The organism is Dyella sp. A6 (assembly GCF_036320485.1).
GTDB lineage: Bacteria > Pseudomonadota > Gammaproteobacteria > Xanthomonadales > Rhodanobacteraceae > Rhodanobacter_A > Rhodanobacter_A aluminiiresistens.
The window spans coordinates 1,714,003-1,728,480 of record NZ_CP132911.1; the positions used below are offsets into that span (position 1 = coordinate 1,714,003).

The 14,478-nt window shown below is 67.4% G+C and carries 12 protein-coding genes and 1 riboswitch; of the genes, 10 read left to right on the forward strand and 2 right to left on the reverse strand.

The window, feature by feature from the left end; genetic code table 11:
• Window positions 1–156 precede the first annotated feature (156 nt).
• The 9 genes from RA164_RS07480 to RA164_RS07520 all read left to right on the forward strand — a co-directional run bounded on the left by RA164_RS07480 (window position 157) and on the right by RA164_RS07520 (window position 9,014).
• The gene (locus RA164_RS07480; protein WP_329743324.1) at window positions 157–696 is read left to right on the forward strand and encodes a (2Fe-2S)-binding protein; all 540 of its coding nucleotides are present in this window, start codon (window positions 157–159) and stop codon (window positions 694–696) included.
• The gene (locus RA164_RS07485) at window positions 693–2,954 is read left to right on the forward strand and encodes a xanthine dehydrogenase family protein molybdopterin-binding subunit (protein WP_329743325.1); all 2,262 of its coding nucleotides are present in this window, start codon (window positions 693–695) and stop codon (window positions 2,952–2,954) included. The genes RA164_RS07480 and RA164_RS07485 overlap by 4 nt, the downstream gene beginning before the upstream one ends.
• Before the next feature lie 28 nt (window positions 2,955–2,982).
• Window positions 2,983–4,356, forward strand: coding sequence for a c-type cytochrome (locus RA164_RS07490; RefSeq protein WP_329743326.1), 1,374 nt, complete (start codon window positions 2,983–2,985; stop codon window positions 4,354–4,356).
• Between the two features lie 87 nt (window positions 4,357–4,443).
• Window positions 4,444–4,581, forward strand: a riboswitch (molybdenum cofactor riboswitch).
• A complete protein-coding gene (gene moaA, locus RA164_RS07495) occupies window positions 4,574–5,557 on the forward strand; it encodes a GTP 3',8-cyclase MoaA (protein ID WP_329743327.1) in 984 nt (327 codons plus the stop codon). (Overlaps the previous riboswitch by 8 nt.)
• Before the next feature lie 3 nt (window positions 5,558–5,560).
• Window positions 5,561–6,559 (forward strand): bifunctional molybdenum cofactor biosynthesis protein MoaC/MoaB, encoded by a 999-nt coding sequence (gene moaCB / locus RA164_RS07500; protein ID WP_329743328.1) that lies wholly within the window; start codon window positions 5,561–5,563, stop codon window positions 6,557–6,559.
• Complete coding sequence (locus tag RA164_RS07505; protein WP_412731076.1) at window positions 6,556–7,809, forward strand: molybdopterin molybdotransferase MoeA; 1,254 nt, start codon at window positions 6,556–6,558, stop codon at window positions 7,807–7,809. The genes moaCB and RA164_RS07505 overlap by 4 nt, the downstream gene beginning before the upstream one ends.
• Window positions 7,806–8,066 (forward strand): MoaD/ThiS family protein, encoded by a 261-nt coding sequence (locus RA164_RS07510; protein ID WP_329743329.1) that lies wholly within the window; start codon window positions 7,806–7,808, stop codon window positions 8,064–8,066. Before RA164_RS07505 ends, RA164_RS07510 begins: the two co-directional genes overlap by 4 nt.
• Window position 8,067: 1 nt before the next feature.
• Window positions 8,068–8,664, forward strand: coding sequence for a molybdenum cofactor guanylyltransferase (locus RA164_RS07515; RefSeq protein ID WP_329743330.1), 597 nt, complete (start codon window positions 8,068–8,070; stop codon window positions 8,662–8,664).
• Window positions 8,661–9,014 (forward strand): hypothetical protein, encoded by a 354-nt coding sequence (locus RA164_RS07520; RefSeq protein ID WP_329743331.1) that lies wholly within the window; start codon window positions 8,661–8,663, stop codon window positions 9,012–9,014. Before RA164_RS07515 ends, RA164_RS07520 begins: the two co-directional genes overlap by 4 nt.
• Before the next feature lie 42 nt (window positions 9,015–9,056).
• Here RA164_RS07520 and fdhD read toward each other — a convergent pair whose 3' ends face one another.
• Complete coding sequence (fdhD, locus tag RA164_RS07525) at window positions 9,057–9,926, reverse strand: formate dehydrogenase accessory sulfurtransferase FdhD (RefSeq protein ID WP_329743332.1); 870 nt, start codon at window positions 9,924–9,926, stop codon at window positions 9,057–9,059.
• A 28-nt stretch (window positions 9,927–9,954) separates the two neighbouring features.
• Window positions 9,955–12,264 carry an FdhF/YdeP family oxidoreductase gene (locus tag RA164_RS07530; protein ID WP_329743333.1) on the reverse strand — a complete coding sequence of 770 codons (2,310 nt, stop codon included), beginning with the start codon at window positions 12,262–12,264 and terminating at the stop codon, window positions 9,955–9,957.
• A 277-nt stretch (window positions 12,265–12,541) separates the two neighbouring features.
• Between RA164_RS07530 and RA164_RS07535 the strand changes: the two genes are divergently transcribed.
• A complete protein-coding gene (locus RA164_RS07535) occupies window positions 12,542–14,476 on the forward strand; it encodes an AI-2E family transporter (protein WP_329743334.1) in 1,935 nt (644 codons plus the stop codon).
• The last annotated feature ends 2 nt before the right edge of the window (window positions 14,477–14,478 follow it).

Consider the following 14,478-nt stretch of genomic DNA (forward strand, 5'->3'; position numbering starts at 1 on the left):
TTTAGTGACCGATCCGTTCGCGAGCATCGCGCGGCAGCCTTTGCCGCGGCGCCGGTTCGTGCCCGCGTCGCGGTCGTGCATCGAATCTGATTCAGGGCAACCGGCTGCTGTCGCGGTCCATGATCCGGCAGCAACCATGACGATGGTTGGAGAGTTATGGAACTTCAAATCAACGGCACGACCCGCGAGGTCCAGGCGGAAGCCGATACGCCCCTGCTGTGGGTGATTCGCGACGAACTCGGTCTGACCGGCACGAAGTACGGCTGCGGCATCGCGCAGTGCGGTGCCTGCTCGGTGCTGGTGGACGGTACGGTGATACGTTCCTGCGTGACGCCGGCGTCGAGCATGGTCGGTCACAAGATCACCACGATCGAGGCGATCGAATCCGACCCGGTCGGCGAGCGCGTGGTCGCGGCCTGGGTCAAGCACCAGGTGCCCCAGTGCGGCTATTGCCAGTCGGGCCAGGTGATGGCTGCGACCTCGCTGCTCAAGCAGACGCCACACCCGAACGACACGCAGATCGCCGCGGCCATGATCAACCTGTGCCGCTGCGGTACCTACAACGCGATTCGTGCGGCCGTACACGATCTTGCCGGCAGCGGCGCCGATGACGCGACCGCACTGACCGGGTCGCATGCGCGCCCAGCCACGCTGGCCAGTGCGGGCGCATCGCCCGAGGCGGGAGAACGGTCATGAGTCACAGTGCAGAAGACATCGCCACGCCGCTCGACGAGTTTCCGACCGGCGAGACGCCGACCAATCTTTCGCGGCGTCAGTTCCTGCTGGCTTCGGCGGGCGTGATGGCGGGTGCGTTCGTGCTCGGTGTCGGCTTGCCGCTCGGCATGGCGCGTGGGCAGACACCTGCCGCTGCCGCGCGCAGGATGCGCGTGCCCGCCTTCCTCGAAATCCGGCCCGATAACACGATCCGTCTGCAAAGCCCCTTCATCGAGGGCGGGCAGGGCACATTCACGGCGATGGCCCAGATCGTGGGCGAGGAACTCGACGCCGACCCGGCCACCTTCGTGGTGGAGAATGCCCCACCCGGCAAGGAATACACCGTCATGGCCAACGGCATGCGGATCACCGGCGGCAGCATGTCGGTGCGCTTCGGTTATCCGCCGATGCGCCAGCTCGGTGCGCTGGCCCGCGCAATGCTGCTGGAAGCCGGCTCGAAGCATTTCGGCGTACCGGTCGCACAACTCACCACCGAGCCGGGCAAGGTGGTGCACAAGGCGTCGGGGCGTTCGGCCAGCTACGGCGAACTGGCCCCGCACGCGCTGGACCTGCCCGTGCCCGATCCCGCCAGCGTGAAGCTCAAGGACCCGAGCCAGTTCCGCTGGATCGGCAAGCCGGTGAAGCGCCTGGATGCCTACGACAAGTCGACCGGCAAGGTGATCTACAGCATCGATACGCAGGTCGACGGCATGCTTCAGGCAGCGGTGCAGCATGCGCCGCGCTATGGCATGACCATCGGCAGCATCCGCAACGAAGACCAGCTCAAGGCGATGACCGGGGTGCATTCGGTCCATCGGCTGCCGGGTGCGGTGGCGGTGGTCGCCGATCGCTGGTGGAATGCGAAACGCGCTGCCGAAGCGGCGCAGGTGGACTGGCAGGAAGCGCCGACAGGTTCGTCGCAGCGCACGATGCCGGCCGACTTTTCGACCAAGGCCTATGAGCAGCAGCTGGCCAGCACTCCGGGCGACGGCGTGACGGCGGAGTCGGCGGGCGATGTGGCAGGAGCCTTGAAGAAGGCCCACACGGTGGTAAGCGCCACCTATGCCACGCAGTACGTGCACCACGCCCAGCTCGAACCGCCATCGGCACTGGCGCGCTTCAACCCGGACGGCACGCTCGAGATATGGCTGCCGAACCAGGCGCCGGACTTGTTCCAGGCGGACATCGCCAAGCACGCCGGCATCGACCCGCAGAAGGTCATCCTCCATCAACCCCTGCTGGGCGGTTTCTTCGGCCGCCATTTCCTGTATGGCCCGGGCAACCCTTACCCCCAGGCGATCCAGCTGGCCAAGGCGACCGGGCGTCCGATCAAGCTGATCTGGAGCCGTGAAGAGGAATTCCTGCGCGACCCGATGCGGCCGATGGCGGTGGTCCATTTCAAGGGCGGCCTGGATGCGAACGGCATGCCGGTGGCCATCGAGGCGGTCAGCGCCACCGAGGGGCCGGCCGAAGGCATCGCCAACAAGCGCAGCAAGCCCTTCGACGACAGCGCGGTGGAAGGACTGACTGGCAAGGCCTATGCGATTCCCAACCGGCGGATCGCCCAGCTTTACGTCAAGACGCCGGCGATGCTGGCCTACTGGCGTTCGGTCGGTCACTCGATGAACGACTTCCTGTACGAGAGCTTCCTCGACGAGCTGGCCGACAAGGGTGGGCAGGACCCGTACGAGCTGCGCATGCACCTGCTGAAGGGAAACCAGCGCTTGACCCACCTGCTGCAGGCGGTCGGCGAACTGTCCGGCGGCTGGAAGCGTGGCCCCTTTACCGCCGCGGACGGCAGCCGGCGCGCGCGTGGCGTGGCCATGGCATCGCCGTTTGGATCGGAGGCCGCGGCGATTGCCGAAGTTTCGATCGAACACGGGAAGGTCAAGGTGCACGATGTGTGGGAAGCGATCGACCCGGGCAGCATCGTGAATCCGGCGATCATCGAGGCGCAGGTCCATGGCGCCGTGGCACTGGGCTTGTCCGAGGTTCTGCTGGAAGAGGCCGTCTATGAACATGGTGTGCCGCGGGCACGCAACTACGACATGTACCCGATCCTGCCGCCCGACCGCATGGCGAACGTGCATGTGCGCATCGTGCAGAGCGGGGCGACCATGGGCGGCATCGGCGAGCCACCGCTGCCGGCGACTCCGCCTGCGGTGGCCAATGCGGTGTCGCAACTGACCGGAAAGCGGATCCGCAGCATGCCGTTGTCGCGCTACAGCTTCGATACCTAATCACCCTTTCGCGGAGTAGCCCATTCCTATGAAGATGCGCCGGTTCCGCAAGGTGGTCGCGTGGTTGCTGGTGGTGGTGCTGGTGATCGTCGCCGGTACGGCATGGTTCGTGACGCGCACGCCGTCGTCGCCGTTCGACGGCGTCACGGCCACCGCCACGCCATCGGCGGCCCTGATCGCACAAGGCGAGTACGTCGCGCGGCTCGGCGACTGCGTGGCCTGCCACAGCACGGCGGACGGCAAGCCGTTTGCCGGTGGCCTGAAGATGGCGACGCCGCTGGGGACGATCTTCACCACCAACATTACGCCCGACAAGGCGACCGGTATCGGCGCCTACAGCCTGGCAGACTTCGACCGGGCGGTACGTCATGGCGTGGCGCGCGATGGTCATCGGCTCTATCCGGCGATGCCGTATCCGTCCTATGCCAGGCTCAGCGACAGCGATGTCCGCGCGCTCTATGCCTACTTCATGCATGACGTGCATCCGGTGCACCAGCCGAACCGGCCCACGACCATGTCGTGGCCGATGAACATGCGCTGGCCGCTGGCGCTCTGGAACGTGGCTTTCGCACGGTCGGAGCCGTACCAGCCGATGCCGACCAGCCAGGCCGACGCGCAGCTGTGGAATCGCGGCGCCTATATCGTGCAGGGGCCCGGGCATTGCGGAAGCTGCCATACCCCGCGCGGATCGTTGATGAACGAGAAGGCGCTCGACGGACGCAGTCCGCTGTATCTGTCCGGCGCGGGGCTGGATGGGTGGTATGCGCCCAGTCTGCGTGGCGACGGGGGCATGGGGCTGGGCCAATGGAGCGGGCAGGACATCATCCAGTTCCTCCGGACCGGACGGAACATGCACGCCGTGGTCTTTGGCTCGATGGCCGATGCATTCAACAATTCGACGCAGTTCATGACCGATGGCGACCTGAAGGCCATCGCCTATTACCTGAAGTCGCTGCCGGGGCTCGCTGTCGCGGGTGGCTCAGCGCAACCTGCCTCGACCTCCGTGCATGCGGCATCGGCGTCCGGCCCGGTTGCGGATACCGCGGGGGCACGGATCTACATGGCGAAGTGCAGCTTCTGCCATGGCCGGGAAGGGCAGGGCCAGCAGCAGTGGATTCCGCCGCTGGCAGGCTCCGCATCGTCGATGGCGGAGGATGATGCGTCGTCCATCAACGTGACGCTGAACGGTTCCGCGCGCGTGGTCGCGGCCGGCGTGCCGGATGCCTACCGCATGGTTCCCTTCCGCGACCAGTTGTCCGATCAGGATATCGCCGACGTGCTGAGCTTCGTGCGCACCTCGTGGGGCAACACCGGTGGCAGCGTCTCGCCACAGGCGGTGAAGAAGCTGCGCGAACGGACCAACCCGGCCAGCAGCGACGTCATCGTGCTGCAGATGCGCTGACCGTTGCGAGGGTGCGGTTTTCGCCGGTCGATCCGGCGGCTGTTCCACCTTCCGGTCATCGACAGACGATAGTGCCGGGAGGCACAATCGAAGCCGCAACTCCGAGGCGCAGGGCCTACGTTTCCCCGGAAACATGGCGTTGCGTCCGTGATCTCCGGATCACCGGGCGGACGGGGAAACGCGTCCGCCTCCCGCACTTTGGAAAGGAGCACATCGCATGACCCCGCTGGCCGATCGCTACGGTCGCCGTTTTCCGTACCTGCGACTGTCGATCATCCCCGCGTGCAACTTCCGTTGCACGTATTGCCTGCCGCATGGCTACCATGCCGAGGCAGGCCTGGCCGGGCCGTTGTCGCTGGACGAAATCGCTCGCCTGCTGCGCGGATTCTCGGCGCTGGGCATGCACAAGGTGCGGATCACCGGCGGCGAGCCCAGCGTGCGCAACGACCTGGTCGACGTGCTGCGGACCGCGGCGGCGGTGCCGGGTGTCGACAAGCTGGCGATGACCACCAATGGCACCTTGCTGTCGCGCCGCCTGGGCGAGTGGATGGACGCCGGGCTCAACGCCATCAATATCAGCGTGGACAGCCTCGACCGCGCGGCCTTCGCGCGCATCACCGGGCATGACCGGCTGGACGACATTCTGCATGGCGTGGAGATGGCGCTGGCTGCGGGCCTGCCTTCCGTCAAGCTCAACGCGGTGCTGCTGCGTGGCGTCAACGACGGCGAGCTGCCGCGCTGGCTGGACTACCTGCGTGACCGTCGGGTGGGCCTGCGCTTCATCGAGCTGATGCAGACCGGCGACAACCTCGCGTTCTTCCGCGACCACCACGTGCGCGCCAGCGTGCTCGAGAGCGAACTGCAGGACGCAGGCTGGCAGGCCTTGCCGCGCGCTGCCGATGCCGGCCCCGCCCGCGAATACCGGCATCCGGACTACGCCGGACGCATCGGCATCATCGCGCCCTATTCGAAAGACTTCTGCGCCGGCTGCAATCGTCTGCGCGTCACCGCCACGGGCGATCTCCGGCTTTGCCTGTTCGGCGAGTTCGGTATTCCCCTGCGTCCGTTCCTGCAGCACGACGAGCAGTTGGACGCACTGGTGCAGGCCATCGGCGGCCAGATCGGTCGCAAGGAGCAGGGCCATTTCCTGCACGAAGGCCGCACCGGCATCACCCCGCATCTGGCATCTACCGGAGGTTGATTCATGTCCCAGCGCGAGGAACGCGCTTATTTCCATATGGCCGATGTGCGCCGCAAACGTGCCACGCCCCGGCGCGCGGTCGCGGTGGGCGAGCTTTACGCCGGCTCGGCCTTCGACGATATCGTGGCCGGACACCTGCCCAAGGGCGATGCCATCGCCATGGCCGAGGTCGCCGGCCTGCAGGGTGCCAAGAATGCTTCGCAGCTGATGCCGCTGTGTCATCCGCTGCCGCTGGAATATCTGGAACTGCGCTGCGAACCGGTGCCGGAGCGCCAGGCGATCCGGGTCTACTGCGAAGTGGCCACCTGTGCCCGTACCGGGGTGGAGATGGAAGCGCTGGCCGGGGTCAACGCGGCCCTGCTAACGCTCTACGACCTGACCAAACCGGTGCAGCCGGCACTGGCCATCGGTGGCGTGCGCCTGTTGTTCAAGGAAGGCGGCAAGAAAGGTTTGTGGTTCCACCCCGATGGCCTCAGCGATGCCGAGAAAGCGCATTACCGCCCGCAGGCCGTGGCACGGCTGGACGGTGTGTCCGCGGCTGTGATCACGCTCAGCGACCGTGCGCACCGCGGTGACTACGAGGACATCTCCGGCCCGCTGCTGGTCGAACGTCTGCATGCGCTCGGCGCCGAGATCGGGCCGGCCGAGGTACGTGCCGACGACGCAGGTGCGCTGTCCGGGCACCTGCGCGAACTGGCGGCTGCCGGCGTGTCGCTGGTGCTGTGTACCGGCGGTACCGGGCTGGGGCCACGCGACGTGACGCCCGAGGCGCTGGCACAGGTCGCCGATCGTCGGGTGCCGGGGCTGGCGGAAATGTTCCGCAGCCAGAGCAGCCAGCACACTCCGCTGGCCTGGCTGAGCCGCGCCGATGCGGTGCTGCTTGGTCGGATGCTGGTGATCGCCTTGCCCGGCAGCGCGAAAGCGGTGGCCCAGGGCATGGATATCCTCGCCCCGGTGCTCGCGCATGCGTTGGCGATGGTGGCGGGTGGGGGTCACGCATGAGTCATGACCTGCTCGATCCGGCCGAGGCCCTGCGCCTGATCGTGTCGGCCTGCGTGCCGCTGCCGGGCGGGAATGTTGCGCTGGACGATGCGGCTGGCCGGGTGCTCGCTGCCCCGGTCCGGGCGCCGGCGGCACTGCCGCCGTTCGACAATTCGGCGATGGACGGCTATGCGCTGGGCGGCGGTGCGGAAGCATTGGTCGCCGGCAGCGAATGGCCCGTCGAAGGCGAGCAGGCCGCGGGCGATGGTGCTACGCGGGCCACCGATGGGGCCTGGGAGATCATGACCGGTGCGCGTGTGCCGGAAGGCCTCGATCGGGTGATTCCCGTCGAGCAGACCGAGCGGCTCGATGCGCCTGCACGGGTACGTCTGCTGGCCGAGGTGGCCACCGGTGCGAATGTGCGCACGGCCGGTTCCGACGTGCCGGCCGGCGAAGCCGTGCTTGCGGCCGGCACGGTGCTGGCGCCGCAGCACCTGATGCTGCTTGCCGCATTGGGCGTGGCCAGCGTGCCGGTGGTGGAACGCCCGCGCGTGGCGGTGCTGTGCACCGGTCGCGAGCTGGTGGACGATCCGGCGTTGCCGCTGGCCTCCGGCCAGATCCGCAACTCCAACGGTCCATTCCTGGCCGAGCGCCTGCCGCGTGCCGGTGCCGATCTGGTGCACCGAGAAACGGTGGGCGATGAGGTGGACGCTTTCCTCGATGCCTTCGCGCGGGCGCGCCATGCCGGTGCCACCGTGGTGGTGTCCACGGGTGCGGTGTCGATGGGGCGCTACGACTTCGTGCCGCAGGCACTGCAGCGGCTGGGCGCGGAGGTGGTCTTCCACAAGTTGGCGATCCGTCCCGGCAAGCCACTGCTGTTTGCACGCCTGCCCGATGGCACCTTGTTCTTCGGTCTGCCCGGCAATCCGATTTCGGTGGCAGTGGGGCTGCGCTTTTTCGTCGAACCGGCGATCCGGGCCATGCTCGGCCTGCCCGGCGAAACAGCCTGGCGCGTGCCGTTGGCGGCGGACTTCAGCAAGAAGCCGCATCTGCGTTTCCATCTCAAGGCCCGCGTGGTGCTGGACGGGCAGGGGCGTCTGGCCGCACATGTGCTGTCCGGACAGGAGTCCTACCGCATCCGCCCGCTGGCCGAGGCCAATGCGTGGATCGTGGTACCGCAGGAGGCGCAGGCGCTGCCGGCAGGTAGCCTGGTGGACGTATGGGGTCTGGGCCACCTTGAAAGCCCGCGCATCGACGGGAGCGTGGCATGAAAGTCCGTATCGCATTGTATGGCGCGTTGCGCGAGGCCGATGCCCGCGGCCATGTGGAACTGGAGGTGCCGGACGGTACCCGCATCGCTGAGCTGCGCGAGTTGCTGGTCGCCCATCTGGCCACACATGCGCCGGCGGTTTCACCCGGGCTGGTGCGTTGCTCCGCCTTCGCCAGCGCGGAAGAGATCCTGCACAACCACCGCACGCTGACCGAAGGCGTGGAGCTGGCCGTGCTGCCGCCGGTCAGCGGTGGCTGAAATGCCCGACCGGCAGGCCACCGCCATGTCGCTGGCGGATGCCCGCCTGCCGTGCATCGGGGTCGTGCTGGCCGGTGGCCGGTCCACCCGGATGGGGCGCGACAAGGCGATGCTGGCTTGGCAGGGCCGTCCGCTGCTCGATCGCCAGATCGACGTGCTGCGCCGTTGTGGCGTGGATGCCTGGCAGATCAGCGGTGACCGCCCCGACTATGGCAGTGTCGCCGACATGCAAGCCGGACTTGGCCCGCTGGGCGGACTCGTCAGCGTGGCAGGGGCGGTGTCGGGCGACGCGGACCTGCTGGTGATTCCGGTGGACATGCCGCTGCTCGGTCCCGACCTGCTGCGACGGCTGCGGCTGGCGCACGCACAGGCACGTTGCCTGCGTTATGCCGGCCACGTCATGCCGATGCGGTTGAGGCTCGACGCGACCAGTCGCGAGCAGCTCGCCGCCTTGCTCGATCAGGCCGAACCAGCCCAGCGTTCGCTGCGTGCGCTGCAACGGGCGATGGACGCGGTCGAGCTGCCGCTCGACGACAGCGAAGCCGCGCAGCTGCTGGACTGCAATACCGAGGCGAGCTGGAACGAGGTGACCCGATGAGAGTGCAACTGCATGGGCAGACGTTGCGTCTGCGCATCGACGAGGCCGAGCTGGCGGTCCTGCTGGCCGGCGACCGCCTGGAAAATGCCACCCGCTGGCCGGATGGCCGTAAGCAACACCAGCGGCTGATGCTGGCCGTGCAGGCCAGCTGGCAGCGGCTGGACGACGACGGCTGGTGCCTGACATTGGTCGAAGCGGACGTACGCGCGCTGGCCGCGCGGCTGCCAAGCCGCGATGGCCTGACGTTCGCACTGGATACGCCGGGTGGTGGGGCGCTCGACGTGCTGTTCGACGTGGACGTGCGCGACAGCGTGCGGCAGCGTCGCAGCGATCGGTCAGCGACGCCTTGAACGCAGCGGTCGCGACCGGGCCGGAGCGAGCAGGGGGTTGCGTCAGTCGGCGAGCAGTCGCTCGGGGTGGGTGTAGACATTGTGGCCGCCGGGCCTGGCAAAGCCGATCAGGCAGACGCCAGCACTGTTCGCCAGTTCGATCGCCAGCGCCGTGGGCGCCGAAATCGCGGCCATGAATCCGATGCCGGCATGGGCGGCCTTGGTGACCATTTCGTAGCTGGCCCGGCTGGTCAGCAGCAGCATGCCCGCATCCGCCGCCATGCCGATGCGCGCCAGGGCGCCGATCAGCTTGTCGAGCGCGTTGTGGCGACCGACGTCCTCGCGCACCAGCATCACCCGGCCTTCCGCATCGGCCCAGGCGGCGGCGTGCACCGCCCCGGTCGCGGCGTTCATCGTCTGCAGGGACGGCAGCTGTTCCAGCGCCCGTGCCAGTGCACCGGCACGGAATGATGCTGCGTGCCGGATGTGCTCGGGCTGGCGCACTGCCGCCTCCAGTTCGCGCGTGCCGCAGATGCCGCAGCTGCCGCGACCGGGCAGCAAGCGTTCCGGTTTGCCGTCGAGCTGCGCTGCCGAGGCTTCGGGCGACACCGTCATGGCGAGCTGGATGCCCTCGAGCCGTTCGTGCAGCTCGCACGACAGCAGCTGCGCCGGCTCGGTGATCAGCCGTTCGCTCAGCGAGAAGCCCAGCGCGAAGTCGTCCAGGTCGTGCGGTGTCGCCATCATCACCGCGAAGGACACGCCGTTGTAGCGCATGTCGATGGGCATTTCCTCGGCGACATCGTCCTGCACCTGCTCGCGGCGTCCCTGACGCCAGCGCTGGATACGCCGTCGCGTGTATCCGGAGGACGTCGCCCCGGCGTCTGTGGCGGCAGCGGTTGCAGTCGGGACGGCTGCTTCGGATGGGCTGTTCATGCGGCTACCGGTTTGCGCGCCGGCCCGGTCATCGTGCCTGCGCACGGACGATGCGCACGGGAATCGATTTGTACGACGGCGTGCCGCTGGCCTGGTCGTTGTAGTCCAGCGGCACCAGGCAGTTGCCTTCGGGATAGTAGGTAGCCACCGAGCCCCTGGCGATGTCGTAGGCGACGGCGATGACGTTGACCAGCTGGCGCTCCGGCCCCTGGCCGATGGCTGTCTCGACGCGAATCTGGTCGCCGGGCTCGATACCGCGTTCGGCCAGGTCGTGCGCATTCATGAACACCACGTCGCGCCGGCCGAAGACGCCACGGTAGCGGTCGTCGAAGCCGTAGATGGTGGTGTTGTACTGGTCGTGGCTGCGCACCGTGGTGAGGGTCAGGATCGCCGGGTCCGCCGGAGCGGGGTCTTCGTGCAGCCCTTTCATGCGCAGGAACTGCGCCTTGCCCGACGGCGTGTTCCAGACCCGCTCGGTCGGCGGCAGCGGCAAGCGGAACCCGCCCGGTGTCAGGATCCGCTCGTTGTAGCGGGCGAAATCCGGAAAGACCGCCTCGATGGCATTGCGGATGATGTCGTAATCAGTGATGAAGGTCATCCACGGCACCTTGCTGTCGGGCAGGGTGGCGGCGGCCATGCCGGCGATGATCGCCGGTTCCGAGCGCAGCTGCGGCGACGCCGGCGGCAGTTTGCCCAGCGATGCGTGCACCATCGACATCGAGTCTTCCACCGTCACCGCCTGGGGACCGCTGGCCTGCAGGTCGCGCTCGGTACGGCCGAGACAGGGCAGGATGAACGTGTTCTTGCAGGTCAGCAGGTGGGAGCGGTTGAGCTTGGTCGCGATATGCACCGAGAGTTCGAGCTTGCGCACGCCGTCGAAGCACCGCTGCGGGTCGGGCATGGCCACGGCCAGGTTGCCGCCCAGGCAGATCAGAACCTTCGAGCGCCCCTCGCTGATCGCCTGCATGGCGGCGACGGCATCATGGCCATGGGCGCCCGGCGGCTTGAAGCCGAAGGTCTGCTCGATGCGCTGGAGCATCACGGCGCCCGGTTTCTCGGTAATGCCGACCGTGCGGTCGCCCTGCACGTTGGAATGACCGCGCAACGGGCAGATGCCCGCACCCGGTTTGCCGAAGTTGCCGCGCAACAGCAGCAGGTTGGCCACCTGCTGCACGTTCTGCGTGCCTTGGTGATGCTGGGTCAGGCCCATGCCATAGGTGACGATGGTGGCGTTCGAGCTGGCGTAGGCCGCGGCGACATCCTGCAGCGCCTGCGCGGGAAGACCGGACGCGGCCTCGATGTCGTCCCAGCGGGTTGCGCGCAGGTCCGCGGCCAGCGCATCGAAACCCTCGGTATGTGCGGCGATGAACGCACGATCCAGCACGGGGCTTTCCTGCGCGCTGGCATCGTCCATTTCCAGCAGCGACTTCATGATGCCCTTGAGTGCCGCCGCATCGCCGCCCACCTTGACCTGCAGGTAGGTGGACGCGATCGGCGTCGCGCTCAGGGTGGCCATTTCCACCGGGCTTTGCGGGTCGGCGAAGCGCTCGAGCGCGCGCTCCTTCAGCGGGTTCAGCACGATGATGGGGACCCCGCGGTGGGCCACTTCGTGCAGCGTGCCCATCATCCGCGGATGGTTGGTCCCGGGGTTGTGCCCGATCGCGATGACCAGTTCGCAGTGGTCGAAGTCGTCCAGCGCGACCGTGCCCTTGCCGATGCCGATGGATTGCGGCAGGCCCACGCTGGTGGCTTCGTGGCACATGTTCGAGCAGTCGGGAAAGTTGTTGGTGCCGTATTCCCGGGCGAACAGCTGGTACAGGAAGGCCGCCTCGTTGGAGGCTCGTCCCGAGGTATAGAACTCGACCGTGTTCGGATCCGCCTGGCTGCGCAGGATCTCGCCGATACGCTCGACCGCGACGTCCCAGTCGACCGCCTCGTAGATGTCCTTTTCGGCGTTGTAGGCCAGCGGGTGGGTGAGGCGTCCTTCGTCTTCCAGCTGGTGGTCATTCCAGCCCAGCAGCTCGGTGACCGTATGCACGGCGAAGAAGTCCGGCGTGACCCGCTTCCGGGTAGCCTCCCAGGTCACCGCCTTGGCGCCGTTCTCGCAGAACTGGAAGGTCGAGGTGTGCTGCTTGTCGGGCCAGGCGCAACCCGGGCAGTCGAACCCTTCCGGCCGCTTGGCGCGCATGGCGTAGGGCTTGTTGGTCCTGAACAGGGTAACGGCCGCTTCCGCGGTGTTCATCTGTTCGAAAACCGCCTTGGCCGTGGCTCGCAAGGCGCCCCAGCCGCCTGCGGGCTGGTCGTAGGGGCGAATGCCGGGAATCTCTTTGTCAGCCATCGGTTGCCTCGTACATGTGCGGCAGGCGTACACCGGTCCATCGCGATCGACGCCTTGCCGGGTACTGCATTCCGACCGATACAGGCATGGCCGGGGGCGATGCGCGTAGCTGTCGGGTTGCGTGAAACGCTGGTCACTATCCTCTTCCAGGCGTGGGCTTGTCCATCCGCAACATGCGGCAGGCAGGCCTGTCGTGATGCCTGTGACACCGCATGCGGCAAATGTGTCGGGTGACCACTAGACTGCAGGCATCCGGCCCAAACAGCAGAGGTCAACGATGTCGACGAGCGACACAGCGCCACCCAGGCTGCAGGCGTCGGGCATCGTTGCGACGGCAGCCCTGGTGGCGTTGCTGTATTTCGGGCGCGAAGTGCTGGTGCCGGTGGTGCTTGCGCTGTTTCTTGGCGCCTTGCTCAGCCCTTGCGTGCGCGTGTGCCTGCGGGTGGGGCTGGGGCATGGCGTGTCCGTGTTGCTGGTGATGCTGGCCACGCTGGCCATCATCACCAGCATGGCGCTGGTACTGGGCTCGCAGGTCACCCAGCTGGGTCGCAGCCTGCCGCAGTATCAGTCCACCATCCACAGCAAGATGCGGACCCTGCGCAGCCTGACGGTGGACCGTTTCGCGGACATCCAGAGCGAGCTGGGGCAGGTCATCGAGCCGGCCGCGCACGGTGCCGCGCCAGCGCCGGTATCGCCCGAAATAACGGGCATGCCGGTTCCGGTGACGCCGCCGCCAACCGCGGCGCCCGAACGGGGCTCGACCTCGTTCGGCGTGCTGTCGCGGCTGATATCTGCGGCCTGGATGCCGCTGCAGACCACCGGTATCGTGCTGGTGGTGCTGGCGTTCGTGCTGCTGGAACAGGAGTCGTTGCGCGACCGCTTCATACGGCTGGCGGGTGGCGTCGACCTGCGCACCTCGACCATGGCCATCAACGATGCGGCGGCACGCTTGTCGCGCTTTTTCATCTCGACGTTTTCGGTCAATGCCGGTGTGGGCGTGGCCATCGGCGTCGGCCTCTGGCTGATCGGCCTGCCCAACGCACTGCTATGGGGCGCGTTGGCAGCGATCTTCCGGTTCGTACCGTATGTCGGCATCTGGCTGGTCGCCGCATTGACCATGCTGTTTGCCGCCGCCGTGGGGCCGGGATGGTCGCTGGTGGTGATGAGCGCGATCCTGTTCGGTGCCGTGGAAGTGATCGTGTCGCAGGTGGTCGAGCCGCTGCTGTACGGGCACGCCACCGGGTTGTCGCCGCTGGCCGTAGTCGTCTCGGCGATTTTCTGGAGCTGGTTGTGGGGGCCGGTAGGGCTGGTCATGTCCACGCCGCTGACCCTGTGCCTGATGGTGGCCGGCCGGCATGTGAAGGCGCTGGGCCAGCTGACCATCCTGCTGGGTGACGCACCCGCATTGACCTTGCCGCAGCGGCTGTACCAGCGCGCCCTGTCCGGCGATGCCCAGGAAATCCTGGAGGAGGCGCGGCGCTACCTGAAACGCAAGAGCTTCGGCGCCTATTGCGACAGCATCGTGCTGCCGGCGCTCAAGTTCGGACGGATGGACCTGCAACTGGGCACCATCCGCCCCGAGCAGCTGCGGACCCTGCGCGAGACCATCGTCACGGTGATCCAGACCCTGAACGGCGAAGGGCGCGCACGCCCATGGCGCAGGCGTCATGCCGGCGTCCTTGCCGAAGCGAGCATCGGCCGGAGGCTACGTCAGCAACGGGAAGACGAACGGGGTCGCTGGCAGGGACCGCTGGCCGTACCGGCCTGTTCGATCGTGCTCTGCGTGGGCATGGGCACGCCCTACGACGACCTGGCCACGGAGCTGCTGACACGCGTCCTGCGCGGCCTGCAGATCGATGCGCGTCATCTGGTTCCGGACGACTTCCAGCGCTTCGATGCCGAATCGCATGCCGACCTGACGCTCGACGCGGTCGCCATGATCTTCCTGGTGAGCACGGAACCGGAAGCACAACGCGAGGGCATGGGCGCGCTGGCCGCAATGTTACGTCGACGCATGTCCCGCGCCCGCATCGTCGTGCTCGATGTGGCCGAACCGCTGAGTGGGCCGGCGGGTGATTTCTGGACGGGCCTGCAGGTCGATGCGGTGGCGACCTCGCTGGTGGAAGCCGCGCAATTTGCACTGCCTATCGCCGGCCGGAGCGAGGGTCTGGAGCCCGAGCGACGTGCGCGTAGCGTCGCATCTGGAAAGTAACG

What these genes read in the sequence shown, in the direction of transcription:
- RA164_RS07505 (WP_412731076.1), top strand. Translation starts at nt 6,556, where the DNA reads ATGAGTCATGACCTGCTCGATCCGGCCGAGGCCCTGCGCCTGATCGTG.
- fdhD (WP_329743332.1), bottom strand. Translation starts at nt 9,926, where the DNA reads ATGAACAGCCCATCCGAAGCAGCCGTCCCGACTGCAACCGCTGCCGCC.
- RA164_RS07530 (WP_329743333.1), bottom strand. Translation starts at nt 12,264, where the DNA reads ATGGCTGACAAAGAGATTCCCGGCATTCGCCCCTACGACCAGCCCGCA.
- RA164_RS07510 (WP_329743329.1), top strand. Translation starts at nt 7,806, where the DNA reads ATGAAAGTCCGTATCGCATTGTATGGCGCGTTGCGCGAGGCCGATGCC.
- RA164_RS07520 (WP_329743331.1), top strand. Translation starts at nt 8,661, where the DNA reads ATGAGAGTGCAACTGCATGGGCAGACGTTGCGTCTGCGCATCGACGAG.
- RA164_RS07535 (WP_329743334.1), top strand. Translation starts at nt 12,542, where the DNA reads ATGTCGACGAGCGACACAGCGCCACCCAGGCTGCAGGCGTCGGGCATC.
- moaA (WP_329743327.1), top strand. Translation starts at nt 4,574, where the DNA reads ATGACCCCGCTGGCCGATCGCTACGGTCGCCGTTTTCCGTACCTGCGA.
- moaCB (WP_329743328.1), top strand. Translation starts at nt 5,561, where the DNA reads ATGTCCCAGCGCGAGGAACGCGCTTATTTCCATATGGCCGATGTGCGC.
- RA164_RS07490 (WP_329743326.1), top strand. Translation starts at nt 2,983, where the DNA reads ATGAAGATGCGCCGGTTCCGCAAGGTGGTCGCGTGGTTGCTGGTGGTG.
- RA164_RS07480 (WP_329743324.1), top strand. Translation starts at nt 157, where the DNA reads ATGGAACTTCAAATCAACGGCACGACCCGCGAGGTCCAGGCGGAAGCC.
- RA164_RS07485 (WP_329743325.1), top strand. Translation starts at nt 693, where the DNA reads ATGAGTCACAGTGCAGAAGACATCGCCACGCCGCTCGACGAGTTTCCG.
- RA164_RS07515 (WP_329743330.1), top strand. Translation starts at nt 8,068, where the DNA reads ATGCCCGACCGGCAGGCCACCGCCATGTCGCTGGCGGATGCCCGCCTG.